Annotated in this window: 12 protein-coding genes; 8 read left to right on the top strand and 4 right to left on the bottom strand. The window is 52.1% G+C overall.

Translation table 11 applies throughout. The features are described 5' to 3' along the window. Positions 1 to 380: 380 nt before the first annotated feature. Genes ACNKID_RS05625 through rlmN form a run of 8 tightly spaced genes read left to right on the top strand, consistent with a single transcriptional unit; the run spans position 381 to position 8740 of the window. Positions 381 to 782 carry a CU044_2847 family protein gene (locus ACNKID_RS05625; protein ID WP_417912456.1) on the top strand — a complete coding sequence of 134 codons (402 nt, stop codon included), beginning with the start codon at positions 381 to 383 and terminating at the stop codon, positions 780 to 782. Next, complete coding sequence (locus tag ACNKID_RS05620; RefSeq protein ID WP_417912455.1) at positions 775 to 1677, top strand: S1 family peptidase; 903 nt, start codon at positions 775 to 777, stop codon at positions 1675 to 1677. The genes ACNKID_RS05625 and ACNKID_RS05620 overlap by 8 nt, the downstream gene beginning before the upstream one ends. A gap of 24 nt (positions 1678 to 1701) precedes the next feature. Beyond that, the gene (locus ACNKID_RS05615) at positions 1702 to 3414 is read left to right on the top strand and encodes a hypothetical protein (RefSeq protein WP_417912454.1); all 1713 of its coding nucleotides are present in this window, start codon (positions 1702 to 1704) and stop codon (positions 3412 to 3414) included. A 4-nt stretch (positions 3415 to 3418) separates the two neighbouring features. Beyond that, on the top strand, positions 3419 to 4615 hold the full coding sequence (locus tag ACNKID_RS05610; protein ID WP_417912453.1) for a hypothetical protein: 1197 nt from the start codon (positions 3419 to 3421) through the stop codon (positions 4613 to 4615). Next, positions 4612 to 5400 carry a hypothetical protein gene (locus tag ACNKID_RS05605; RefSeq protein ID WP_417912452.1) on the top strand — a complete coding sequence of 263 codons (789 nt, stop codon included), beginning with the start codon at positions 4612 to 4614 and terminating at the stop codon, positions 5398 to 5400. Before ACNKID_RS05610 ends, ACNKID_RS05605 begins: the two co-directional genes overlap by 4 nt. A gap of 19 nt (positions 5401 to 5419) precedes the next feature. Further along, positions 5420 to 6757, top strand: coding sequence for a hypothetical protein (locus ACNKID_RS05600; protein ID WP_417912451.1), 1338 nt, complete (start codon positions 5420 to 5422; stop codon positions 6755 to 6757). Position 6758: 1 nt separating this feature from the next. Further along, on the top strand, positions 6759 to 7634 hold the full coding sequence (locus tag ACNKID_RS05595) for a radical SAM protein (RefSeq protein WP_417912450.1): 876 nt from the start codon (positions 6759 to 6761) through the stop codon (positions 7632 to 7634). A 20-nt stretch (positions 7635 to 7654) separates the two neighbouring features. Continuing rightward, a complete protein-coding gene (rlmN, locus tag ACNKID_RS05590) occupies positions 7655 to 8740 on the top strand; it encodes a 23S rRNA (adenine(2503)-C(2))-methyltransferase RlmN (RefSeq protein WP_417912449.1) in 1086 nt (361 codons plus the stop codon). A 10-nt stretch (positions 8741 to 8750) separates the two neighbouring features. Here rlmN and rfbC read toward each other — a convergent pair whose 3' ends face one another. From rfbC to ACNKID_RS05570, 4 genes are all read right to left on the bottom strand, one after another. Continuing rightward, positions 8751 to 9296, bottom strand: a complete 546-nt coding sequence (gene rfbC, locus ACNKID_RS05585) for a dTDP-4-dehydrorhamnose 3,5-epimerase (RefSeq protein ID WP_417912448.1) — start codon at positions 9294 to 9296, stop codon at positions 8751 to 8753. Continuing rightward, positions 9293 to 10357, bottom strand: coding sequence for a dTDP-glucose 4,6-dehydratase (gene rfbB / locus ACNKID_RS05580; RefSeq protein WP_417912447.1), 1065 nt, complete (start codon positions 10355 to 10357; stop codon positions 9293 to 9295). The genes rfbC and rfbB overlap by 4 nt, the downstream gene beginning before the upstream one ends. Positions 10358 to 10806: 449 nt before the next feature. Further along, a complete protein-coding gene (locus ACNKID_RS05575; RefSeq protein WP_417912446.1) occupies positions 10807 to 11601 on the bottom strand; it encodes a DUF3786 domain-containing protein in 795 nt (264 codons plus the stop codon). A gap of 61 nt (positions 11602 to 11662) precedes the next feature. Further along, entirely contained in the window at positions 11663 to 11848 is a 186-nt protein-coding gene (locus ACNKID_RS05570) for an indolepyruvate ferredoxin oxidoreductase subunit alpha (protein WP_417912445.1), read from the bottom strand. Between the last annotated feature and the right edge of the window lie 183 nt (positions 11849 to 12031).

Below are 12031 nucleotides of genomic sequence, written 5' to 3'. Positions count from 1 at the left end.
GGCGTGCAAAAGCTGGCGGAGTTCATGGCGGAGTTCGCCAAGAAGAACGGGTGATATCGGAGCAAGGGCAGGTGATGGCCTGCCTTTTTCAAACAGGGCTTCTTTTTTTGAAAGAGGCTGTCATTATTTTAAACTGAGGTCTCAGTTTAATAAACTGAATTATCATTTTCTTCCTAACGCCTGTCATTTTAACGAAATGAACCGTCATAGAAAGAAACTGAGATCTCATTTTTAAAAAGCGAGAGGTGTTAGGAAGAAAATCATGCCTCTTTTTCAGAAAAGAAACTGTTTGGTTATAACAAAGAAGGCATGATGTCCAAAAAGTGCTTACGGAGAAAAGCTGCTGCGCCTGACTTTTGTTGCATCGAGCGCTCCGCAGCATGGACAGCGGCAGCAGTTTGTTCACGGCAACAATACCCACAACGAGAAAAATTATAATGACAAATAAACAGTTAGTGCAAATTTCCCTGAAAAGTGGTAAGACCCTGTTGGTTGAAGCTGAGGGCGAGACCGTTCAGCAAGGCGGAAAAATGTCAGCTTCCCGTTCAAGCTCTTTGCAAGAAAAAGTTGCGAAGACATTTGACGATGCTCTGGAGACAACGAAAGAAGCGGCGGAAAGCATCATAGAAAAGCTGTCTGAGCTGAAGAACTCTCCGCAGGAAATAGATGTTGAGTTTGGCATTAAGCTGACTGCTGGATTGGGTGCGATTATTTCCAGCACAGGAGCGGAAGCAAACTTCAAAGTGACGCTCAAATGGAAGAAGGAGAATGCGAATGAGTAACACATTAGAGAAGTATTTGATTCGGATAGAAAATAGTTCTGGGGAAATTAAGGGGGCAGGTTTTCTTGTTAGCGCAATGGAGGCGGTGACATGCGCTCATGTGATCAGTGATTCTTTTAACGTTAAGAGGGAAACCTGCTTTGAGGCCCCGCAAGGTGTGCTTCATATCACTTTTCCATTCATCCATAAGGAAGTGCGATTGCAGGCGTACGTTGTCGGCTGGGATCATGCAAATGACATTGCAATTCTTAGACTGAAGAGCGTGCCGCCTGCCGCCGCTGAACCAGCCTGTTTCTCAGGGGAGAAAATCTATGCGCTAAGAAATCATCCTGTCAGAACGTATGGATTCCCGAATGGATATAACGATGGTGCTTGGTCGAATGATTGGAAGATAAAAGACAGAACGGCAGACAATCAGGTTCAGTTGGAAAGCGACATAAGCACTGGCAAGCCAATAGAGGGCGGATTCAGCGGCGCACCGGTTTTTGATGAGCAACTGAATCAAGTCGTCGGCATGATTGCTGCAACAGACAGAAACATTAACAGGAAGGTTGCTTTCATGATTCCAGCAGAGGCTATAGCTCGCGTTTGGCCAATTTTACTGGAAAAAGTGAACAGGAAACCATCTCGCTCTGAACGGGAAATATGTGAAGAATATTTGAAAGAATCTTTCCATGAGGATAACAAGTATGAACTTATATCGATATGCAGGAATAATTTTCCAGAAGTCGGAAGAACGATAAGCGATCAACATAGCATTGACAGGATTATATACTTGTTCCTCGGATACTGTGAACGTAGAACTGGATTTAGTGCGTTCTGGATTGCAATGAAAACAGTTGCGTCAAGCAGATATGAGAAGCTGTATTCTGAATGGGAAGAAAAATGCAAATAAAGCATAACATGAAAGAGGTAAAAAATGAATACTTTTGATCAAAACAAAGAAGAATCTGAGTTTGAAAGCGGTGCAAATGAGTCGTCAAGCGCGACTGATATCGCAAATAAAACTGTTCGCTCTCTAAGGGAGATATGCGAAGAATGTTTAAAGGTGTCGTTCTACGAGGATTCTAAAATAGAAATTCGTTCTCTATGTAAGAATAAATTTCCTGAGTTAGGACGAACAATAGGGAATGACGAACATATTGATAGGGTTATAGAAATAATTTTGTCATTTTTTGAAAAAAATAATAAATTTGATGAACTATGGGATGTTTTAAGAGACAAAAGGGAGAAACAATGTGAAAAATTTCAGGAAGAATGGGAAAGAGCAAAGAATAAAAATGCGGAAGACTCTTCCGCAAGATTTCATGAAGATCAAAATGCAGAGATATTTAAGCAGCAGTCTTCTCAGGATAAAAATGAAGATCAAAATATTGCTTCATGGTTTTTTAACAAACTGGATCGCAATCAGCAAAGCATGGTCATGACGACTGCTTTGTTTCAAGGAGTTGAAAAAAATATATTTAACGAGCTGGTCGCTGATGTTCAAGGCTGTCTTTATCCTATTGGTATCCACGAAAATGTTTCTAAAGAGGGACATCCTTATGAGGAAGAGCAGGAAAAGTCTGAAGATGAAAATAAAGATCAAAAAATTGATACACAGCCAAAATTAGATGATGAACAAGAACAGTTTGATTTAGCAAAAATAAAAATAGTCTCATCTTACAGATATAAAGAATATGGAAAAACAGATGTTGATATTATTATCTTTGAAAAACAAGGATACAGGAAAGATGTGCTGCAACTTCTCAGACACAACATATCCAGCAAGAAAAAAGATATATTTTATCTTATCTACATGTTAGGAAACGATGAAAGTTGGGAGAAAAGATCATGCGCAAGGAATGCTGTCGCTGCGCTGAGTGAAACGGATAATTTTAATGAGTTGGTTGAAGGGATAATTAAAAAATGGGCAAACAGCAACGATGCATTTGCGCAGAAAACAACCGCCGAGTCTTTATCGGCGATTCTCAGAGAAGGAAGGCACGAACAGGAAATTTTCAAGCTGCTAAATTCTTGGATAAATAAGAATAACAGAAGGCTCGTGATAACGAGGCTGCTGGTTTATTTTTTCATTGCTGACAAATTCCCAGAAGAATCTATGAAGGCGATAGAGAGCGCAGTTTACTCAAACCCTGATCATCTTCCTGTCAAGCTCAATGATATTGCTGTAAAAATATATAATAATGAAAGGAAAATATTTATATCTTATGTACGCAATTGGACGGGGTGCGATTCTGACGCGCTGCGTCAGCTGGCTGGCGCATGGTTCTTGCGCCTTGTCAGATTGAAGGATGCGGCGGCAGATCAAAGTTCAGAGAAACAAACAGTTGAAATTATCTCCGCCTTGTGGAAAGATTCACAGCTTGACGCTGCGGCAAAGGTCAGAGAATGGGCTGAAGAAACCTTGTCAGCTTTCGAGAATGATGAGCAGGAGCTGTTTGCAGTCGGCCAGAAGCTGTTTCACCAACTTTATCCGAACTGCCGAAAAAAACTTGATTATTACTTGCCCAAATGGCAAGGATACAGGGAGTACGCGCAAAAAAAAGCGGCGGAGCGAAGAAAAGGCTCCGTCGCACAACGTTCAGGAAAACAGGCCAACTTTTTCATGTTGATGCCAGAGGAGGCATAAAATCATGACTATAGAGAAATATATCGCTGACCTTCAATCGACAAAAACCTTCGGAGAAGGGCTTATGTCATGGAAAGAGTACAAGATAGAACCAAAGTGGTTTGGATTTCGTACTTTTATTCCTGATATTCCGAAAGCAGACGATGAACGGCATGTTGTCATCTTAAACTTTAAAGGAGGCTATCCGACCTTATGCAAGGTTTTAACAAAAGAGAGCGACAAGCCTGAAGGGATAAACACAACAGACTTAATTTTATTTATTTTTGTAAGCATAAAACCGAGAACAATGCATATTCCTTCTCCGCAAGCAAGGTATCAGCTTGGAGATGGCGAGAAAATTGATGCTGATATAAACATAACATATCGAGTGTCTGACGCTGAAGCATTTTGGAAAAGTGCATCCGATCCGCTTGCGCAATTCGAGGCGGCAGCAATCGATGCGGCAAAAAGATTTTTTCTTGGGATTACAAGCCAGTATCTCGTAAGAGAGCTTGGTGATTTAAAGAATTCTCTTGAAATTAACTTAAATGAATCACATATCAGTAATCCTAAAATAAAATTGGTTAAGGATAACCTGGAAGCCAGCGTCTCAAATCTGTCAAAAATTCCTGAGACCGGCTGCGGGATAGAAATCATCAAAGTTGCCGCTGATATTTATCTCAGCAAAACACTGGGCGAACATCTTGAAAGACTGCATGAAAGGATATACAAGCAGGATGGAATATTTGAAAGAAATTTTTCTCTGCAAGAAACGCTTCTTGACAGGAAGCAAACTGATATCGCGATTGATAATGATCAAACATTTGGAGCGGGCAAGCTGAAATATGTTGCAATGGCCTTAGACCCAAGACTACTTGAAAACTTTTATAATATGACTTTTGGTGAGGCTATGAAGAAAATTCACGAGGAAATAAAAAAACAAAAAGTTTCTTACTTGTCAGAGCAAAGAATGAATAAAATTTCAGCTCTTAAGGATATGATAAACATCGCACAAGAGGCAGGTTTTGACAAAGAGCAGATAGGTCAGATAAGAGATAAACTTCACGCTGAAATGATGCGTGACAAAGATGATAATGTTGAAATTTTTACTGACATGCAATATGTCAGAATGATTACTGATGCTGCTTTTAAAATTGAAGACAAGAAGCAAAGTACGGACGAGAAACAGGGCAGTTATAGCGGTGATAAAGAAGAGGTATGACGGTTAGCATCCTGTCAATATTTTTCTGCATAGCTGCTGTTGCAATCGCAGTTATTTCAGCTAATTATTTATCAGCATATCTAATCAACAATAAGATACCAATTTCTGTTACAAAGACTGATGATGTAAAAAAAACTAAAGGTATTCTTTTTTTAATTTTTTTGATATGCGCTTTTCTTATCGAAACAGTGTGTTATTTTTTTATCTGCAAACCTGAAACTGCTATTCTGCCAGCTCCAGCTCATCCAATTATCTCTCCGTCTGCACCTCTGGCAATAGAAATTCCTCAAGGACGGCTGACGGAAGAAAGCAATCGCCAAGAACGCCATACGCTGCTGCTGGAAGAAGAAAAACAGCTTGTCAGGGCACGTTTTGAGCATTGGCCGCTGGCAACGCTTCCTGTCTTGTCGGAACAAAAGTCAGAGCAGGTCGTTGTAAGACCTCCTTTCCCTCCTCTCCAACAAAAGCCCAACAAGGTGAGCAAAAACAGAAAAAATTTTCCCGACCCATTGCGCGGAAATGAACAGAATAATACTCTTCGTCAAAGATTCACTGATGTTAAAAGATATATTCTCAGCAAGATGGATGTGGGAGACAGGCAGGCCTTAAGCGATGCCATGAACATGAAAAATGACAATCAACATTGGACAAGCCAAACGACAGGGATATATTATCAGGTCAACACAATAAAGAAATATGGAGGATATTGTCAGGGATATGTTGTCTTGGCCGTCATTAACGGATGGAAATACAGCTATCGTGAACCTGCATCCAGCTGCCGCTGATCAGCCCCTCAAAAATTGAATGAACCTCACTCTTTCGCATCTGCTCGCCGGGTTGCTTCTGCTGGCTGCAGTCTGGTTTGCCGCCGCCCGCTCCGCGCTCTGCGTCTTGCGCAGAAAGAACGTTCCGCTTGATTCGGCCAAGGAGGTCAGCAGGATACTTTCCGCTGCTTTTTTTGTCATCTATCTTTGCTCCGGTGCGCTTGCCAGCCTTGCGCTTCCCCCTCAGGCGGCTGGATTTCTGCGCGGCATCCTGCCTCAAACTGCCCAAGTCGCGCCTGCGCCGCCGCTTGAGGAGCTGGAGCTGCCGCAGGGCAGAATGTCTGCCGAGCAGGATCGCGCTGAACGGCACCGGCTGCTGTCGGAGGCCGTCAAGGATCAGGAAACTGCTGCCCGGCAGGAGCAGGTCTATGTGGCTGCTGAAAGCATTTTCGGCATCAATGAGAGCGAGTCGCTGCGGTGGCAGCATGCTCTTCAAGAGACAGCGGCTTCGCAGCAGCAAACGCCATCGAGCACCGCAGTCAGCCCGGAGCTGCCGCAGCAGGAGGCTCCTGCGCGCGATGAGCGGGTTTCTGTGCAGGAATTGGTGCTGATCTCAGGCTCCATGCCGCTGCCAAGTGCTGCCCCGCCTGCTGCGTCGCCGCAACCGATACAACAGCAAGCGGCCAGCAGTGAAATAGAGCTGTCCGCCAAAGGCTTGCAGCTGCCTGCTCCTGCGGAGAACCGCAGCGCGGCTGCGCCTCCTCCAGTCGCGCCGCTTCTTCCGCAGCCCACGGCGCAAACACAGCCGCCAAGCCAGCCGGTTCAGACGCAACAGCCCGCGCCTGCGCTCCGGAATGTCCGCTGCGAGGAGATAAAAATCTTCATGGACGGAACCGATATCGACGTGCTGCGGGCGATGATCGCAAAACCTGTCGGCGGCAGTGATTCGTGGAAGGGTCTCAGAGGCAAATACACTGTCAGCAGAACAGGCCGCAAAGGTGGTTGCGCCGAATACACGCTTCAGGCGGATTTGCAGGGTTCTGTCCTACAATGCCGTCAGGTCTGCCAGAACATCGCTCCGCCGCCAAGTCAGTCGACGCAGACGCAGCAGCCCGCCTTCAGCGGCACTTCCGGGCGGCAGAGCGGCGGCAACGACAAGAACGTGATCCGCGAGGCGATGGACGACGCTGACGTGGACAAGTTCCTTGATATACTGGAGCAGGCGGAATCGACCGTGCCCCGTGTCTGGAAGAATCAGCGCAGCGGCAACCGCTACACCGTCACCCTGCTCCGCAGCCGGGGGCCATGCCGCGAATTTGACGTGCAGGCGATCATTCAAGGCGAGCCGTTGCGCTACCGCGAATCCAACTGCGACTGAGATGGAATATCAAGGCGCGGTCATCCGGCCTCCCAGCGAGGCGGATTCGATCATCCTGCAAGTCGCGGTCGGCTGCCCGCACAATAGCTGCACCTTCTGCGGGGCGTACCGTGCGCCGGAGCAGCAGTTTCATCTCAAGGACGCGGCACTTGTTGAGCGCGATCTGGAGTTCGCCGCGCAGCATTGCCGCAGGCTGAACGCCGTCTTTCTCGCTGACGGCGACGCGCTGATTATCCCGCAGCAGCGGCTGCTGTCCCTCTGCCGCCGGATTCGGGAGATGCTGCCTTGGGTGCGGCGCATCAGCCTCTACGCCAGCAGCCGCAGCATACTCAGCCGCTCGCCGGAGGAGCTGGCCGCGCTCAAGGCAGCCGGACTGGGGCGCATCTACATGGGCTTGGAAAGCGGCTGCGATCAGGTGCTGCGGGACATCCGCAAAGGCGCGGCTGCCGCCGAGATGGTCGCGGCTGGCCGCCGGGCGCGGGAGGCGGGGCTTTTTCTTTCAGTGACCTGCCTGCTTGGCATCGGCGGCGCGGCCCGCTCGCAGGAACATGCCGAAGCCACGGCGGCCGCGCTCAATCAGATGCAGCCGAACCAGATCGCCGTGCTGACCCTGATGCTCTTGGACAACACCGAGCTGGGGCAGGCGGCCAAGGGAGGCCGTTTTCAGCTGCCTGGCCAGCTCGCTCTGCTGCATGAGCTGCGCACGATGCTCGCCGTGCTGACGGAATGCCGCTGCCAGTTCCACGCCAATCACGCCTCGAATTATCTCAGCCTGACAGGCCGCCTGCCCAAAGACCGGGAACGCTTTCTCGCCCAGATCGGCTGCGCCTTGGCCGGAACAGCGCGTCTGAAGCCGGAATGGCTGCGCGGGCTGTGAACCATTTGCCCTGAGTCAATATGACCTCAAACAAGACGAAAACCGACCTGAAGAACCTCACCCAGGACGAGCTGGTGGACTACGCCGTCTCGCTTGGCCAGCCCGCGTTCCGGGGCCGCCAGCTGCTGCCGTGGCTGTACAAGCCCGGCATCGCGGAGTTCAGCCAGATGAGCGATCTGGCCAAGGAGTTCCGCGCTCTGCTGGCGGAGCAGGCCTGCATGAGCAGCTTCGCTGATCCCGTCACAGAAATCTCGGCGGACGGAGCGGTGAAGTTCGGCTTCCGGCTGGAGGACGGCCTGCTGATTGAGTCGGTGCTGATCCCGGAGGAAGACCGCAACACGCTCTGCGTCTCCTCGCAGGCGGGCTGCGCGATGCAATGCCGCTTCTGCCTGACCGGCCAGATGGGCTTCCGCCGCAACCTCAGCCGGGCCGAGATCGTCAACCAGATCTGCGCGGCGCAGGACTGGATGCGGGCCAACGCGGCGCATCTGCCCGGCCCGGAGCAGAACCTGACCAATCTCGTCTTCATGGGCATGGGCGAGCCGCTGGCCAATTTCGACAACCTGCTGGCGGCCCTGTCCATCCTCACCGAGCAGCGCGGCCTGGACTTCTCCGCCCGCCGGATCACCGTCTCCACCTGCGGCTTGGTGCCGCAGATGCTGGAGCTGGGCCGACAGACCACGGTCAATCTGGCCGTCTCGCTGCACGCGGCGGACAACGAGACCCGCAGCCGCCTGATGCCGGTCAACAAACGCTGGCCGCTTGAGGAGCTGCTGGCGGCCTGCAAGAGCTACTCCAACAAGAAGCGGCAGCGGATCATGTTTGAATACACGCTGTTCGAGGGCATCAACGACTCGGACGCGGATGCCCGCAAGCTGGCCGCACTGCTGCGCGAGGTGCCCTGCAAAATCAACCTGCTGGCCATGAACGAGGGCGGCGGCCTGCCCTTTCACAGCCCACCTTATGAGCGGCTGCTCCGCTTCCAGCAGATCCTCATGAACGCGCACTACACCGTCTTCATCCGCAAAAGCCGGGGCGCGGACATCTCCGCCGCCTGCGGCCTGCTGGCAGCGAAGAGCAGCGCGGTCGAGCCAGCTTCCTGCTGACAGCAAAGACTCAGGCGAACAGCTCCGCTCCCCGGAAGCTCTTCGCCTGCTGGTCTTTGGCGGAGAGGTTCGGCTCGCCCGTCAGCGGCCAAGCAATATTCAAGTCCGGGTCGTTCCAGATAATCGCTCGCTCATGCTCCGGAGCATAGTAGCTCGTGGTCAGATAAAGGAATTCCGCGCTCTCCGACAGCACAAGGAAGCCGTGCGCAAAGCCCTCCGGCACCCAGAGCTGCCGCTTGTTCTCCGCTGAAAGGATTTCCCCTGCCCATTGGCCGAAGGTCGGCGAGCTGCGGCGGAGATCAACCGCCACATCAAAGACCTCGCCCTGCACTACCCGTACCAGTTTGCCCTGCGGCTGCTGGATCTGGTAATGCAGGCCGCGCAGGACGTTCCTTGCCGAGCGCGAGTGGTTATGCTGCACAAAGGCAGTGTTCAGGCCGGTCAGCTGCTGCCATTGCCGCTGGCTGAAGCTTTCAAAGAAGAAACCTCGCTCGTCGCCGAAAACCTTCGGCTCAATCAGCAGGACATCAGGAATGCTGGTCAGCTGCACCTTCATGCGCGGTCTCCGTACATCTTTGCATAATAAGCCTGATAGGAGCCGTCCGTCACCGCCGCAGTCCATTCTCGGTTGTTCAGATACCAGTCCACGGTCTTCTCAATCCCCTGCTCAAAGGTCATCGTAGGCCGCCAGCCCAGTTCGTCAGCAATCTTGCTGGCATCAATGGCATAGCGGCGGTCGTGGCCAAGCCGATCCTTGACAAAGGTGATGAGCGAGCGGCGCGGCTGGCCAGAGGGCAGCGGCCCGGCCTTTTTGTCCAGCAGATCGCAAAGCAGCTGCACCACATGCAGGTTAGTCTTCTCGTTGTGCCCGCCGATGTTGTAGGACTCGCCCAGCCTTCCCTGCTCAATCACCCGGACGATCGCCTCACAGTGATCCTGCACATAGAGCCAGTCGCGCACGTTGCCGCCGTCGCCATAAACCGGCAGCGTCTTGCCGTGCAGGCCGTTGTTGAGCATGAGCGGAATGAGCTTCTCCGGGAACTGGTACGGCCCGTAATTGTTCGAGCAATTGGTGATCAGCACCGGCAGGCCGTAGGTGTGGAAGTACGCCCGCGCCAGATGATCAGACGAGGCTTTGGAGGCGGAGTACGGCGAGCGCGGATCGTAGGCAGTCTCTTCGGTGAAGAAGCCGGTCGCGCCAAGCGAGCCGAAAACCTCGTCCGTGCTGACGTGAAGAAAGCGGCAGCCTTCGCTCCTGCCTGCCCAGTGCTTCTTAGCCGCCTCCAGCAGGGTGAAGGTGCCGACGATATTGGTTTGGATGAACTCTGCCGGGCCGGTGATCGAGCGGTCGACGTGGGATTCGGCGGCGAAATGGGCCACCGTGTCAATCTTGTGCTCGCGGAAGAGCCTGTCCAGCAGCACCGCGTCGCAGATGTCGCCTTTAACAAAGACATAATTCGGGTGGCTGCTGAGATCGGCCAGGCTCTGCAAATTGCCCGCGTAGGTCAGCTTGTCGAGATTGATCACCCGCCAGTCCGTCTTTTCCGCCAGCAGCAGGCGGACGAAGTTCACGCCGATGAAGCCGCAGCCGCCAGTGACCAGCACTGTTTTTGCCATGTTGCGCCTGTTGTCTTGCAGGGGCAATCCCCTGTGATTGCCTGAACTGTCTGTCATGAGACCAGCAAGGGCAGGCACAGGGGCCTGCCCCTACGGAACTATGTGCCGAACACTATAAAACATCAGCGGCGCGGCTGTCAAACAGCTTGCGGCGGCCTGATCAACTGTCTCAGCCTGATTCAGGCGGCAGCTCGTGCCGATGAGGATACGGGCGGCTCGCCCGTGCTCAGAAAAAACCCTCGAGCGATCTCGTCAGAAACCCTCGCTCGATCTCGTGCAACGCCCTCGCTCGATCTCGTACTAAAGCATCGAGCGAGGGCGTGCTATGACATCGAGCGAGGGAGCAATACGGCATCGAGCGAGGCTTTTCAGAAAGCTCGCCCGATGTTTTTCCGGGAGCAGCAGAGAGGGGTGATGCTGTTGTCTGATATCAGACAGGAAAGATTGCGTCAGCGGTGGAGCAGCGCGATCTTCTCAAACATCTGCGCCAGGCCGATGCAGAGGGAGAACGCGGCGTTGACTGGCAAGTTGACTTTGCAGCAGGCATCAAAGAGGATGCTCAGGCTGGAGTCCAAGCCATCTTCAGCGGCCTGCCAGCAGATGAGGATCGGGAAATGCGGGAGGGGATGCAGGATCAGGGAGGTGTCGGCCTCAAAGCCAGCAGCCTCTGTGCCCTGAAACAGCTCGGCCAGATCGTGCAGCAGGCCGGGGTGCGCGTCGGCAAGCCTTTTCAAGACCAGCTCGCAGCGTTTGCAGAAGAGATTGTGCACGTCCAAGCCGCCCGGCAGGTCGCGGAAACTGATCCATGCGCCTGTCGGCAATTGATGCTGGCTGCTGACGGCATAGGCGAGCAGAGGATATTGCACCCACGGCATGACGTGGCATTCCGAGCGCATCCGGCCTTGGCAGTCAATCTCGAACGCCTTGCCAAAGGAGGGGAGGAGGAGTCTGCCGTCCTTGACCGCCGCGCCGATGCGCGGAGCAATGACAGCGAAATCCAGCCTGGCGAGCTGCTCTTCCAGCCCGCTGAGGTCTTTGGCAAACTTGTAGAGTTCCTGCTCTGGTGCGCCGTGCAGCGTGGCTGTCAGCCGTTCCCGCGTTGCTTCGTCAAGCAGGGGGCAGTCGGCAAGCGGTTTCTGTCCGCAAGCGGCGGCAGCGGCAAAGGCAAGGCAGGAAGGCAGCTGGCAGCGGCCGCAGTTGCTCTTCGCTAAAGCGCGGTAAATTGCAAGATGCGGGGCAGCCATGGGCAGGCGTAAAAAAAAGAAAGGAGCCGCAGGCGCGGCTCCTTCAGTTCGTCCGGGCGAATCAGACTTCGCTGACGGTGATGGCTTCGAACTCACAGACCTCGACGCAGGTCTCGCAGCCTAAGCATTCATCCATGTTCACCGGATCGGATTTTCCGTCAACCAGCTCCAGCACGGAGGCCGGGCAGCTGCCGATGCATTCTTCACAGCCTGTGCATTTGTCTTTGTCAACAACTACTTCAAACATTTCATTCTCCTTGAGTGGTGGCGGGTTCAGCATAAACCCTTTTGTCAAAAAACAGCCTGATTGCTTCCTTTTATACAGTCAACTCGCGGTGGCGGCAAGACGAAATAGCCGGGGATGAAAAATATCGCCGGACAACAGCTTCGCCCGACGGAAATTCTGCTGAAAAGTTGAACTTCATCCTCT

Origin of the sequence: Candidatus Electronema sp. TJ (genome assembly GCF_048287355.1) — a bacterium.
Lineage (GTDB): Bacteria > Desulfobacterota > Desulfobulbia > Desulfobulbales > Desulfobulbaceae > Electronema.
The sequence above is the reverse complement of the archived record's forward strand: the minus strand, read 5'-3'. Positions and strand labels throughout refer to the sequence as shown.

Coding starts and splice junctions, on each gene's coding strand:
- ACNKID_RS05610 (WP_417912453.1), top strand. CDS start 3,419: ATGACTATAGAGAAATATATCGCTGACCTTCAATCGACAAAAACCTTC.
- rlmN (WP_417912449.1), top strand. CDS start 7,655: ATGACCTCAAACAAGACGAAAACCGACCTGAAGAACCTCACCCAGGAC.
- ACNKID_RS05575 (WP_417912446.1), bottom strand. CDS start 11,601: ATGGCTGCCCCGCATCTTGCAATTTACCGCGCTTTAGCGAAGAGCAAC.
- rfbB (WP_417912447.1), bottom strand. CDS start 10,357: ATGGCAAAAACAGTGCTGGTCACTGGCGGCTGCGGCTTCATCGGCGTG.
- ACNKID_RS05605 (WP_417912452.1), top strand. CDS start 4,612: ATGACGGTTAGCATCCTGTCAATATTTTTCTGCATAGCTGCTGTTGCA.
- ACNKID_RS05625 (WP_417912456.1), top strand. CDS start 381: ATGGACAGCGGCAGCAGTTTGTTCACGGCAACAATACCCACAACGAGA.
- ACNKID_RS05570 (WP_417912445.1), bottom strand. CDS start 11,848: ATGTTTGAAGTAGTTGTTGACAAAGACAAATGCACAGGCTGTGAAGAA.
- ACNKID_RS05600 (WP_417912451.1), top strand. CDS start 5,420: ATGAACCTCACTCTTTCGCATCTGCTCGCCGGGTTGCTTCTGCTGGCT.
- ACNKID_RS05615 (WP_417912454.1), top strand. CDS start 1,702: ATGAATACTTTTGATCAAAACAAAGAAGAATCTGAGTTTGAAAGCGGT.
- ACNKID_RS05620 (WP_417912455.1), top strand. CDS start 775: ATGAGTAACACATTAGAGAAGTATTTGATTCGGATAGAAAATAGTTCT.
- ACNKID_RS05595 (WP_417912450.1), top strand. CDS start 6,759: ATGGAATATCAAGGCGCGGTCATCCGGCCTCCCAGCGAGGCGGATTCG.
- rfbC (WP_417912448.1), bottom strand. CDS start 9,296: ATGAAGGTGCAGCTGACCAGCATTCCTGATGTCCTGCTGATTGAGCCG.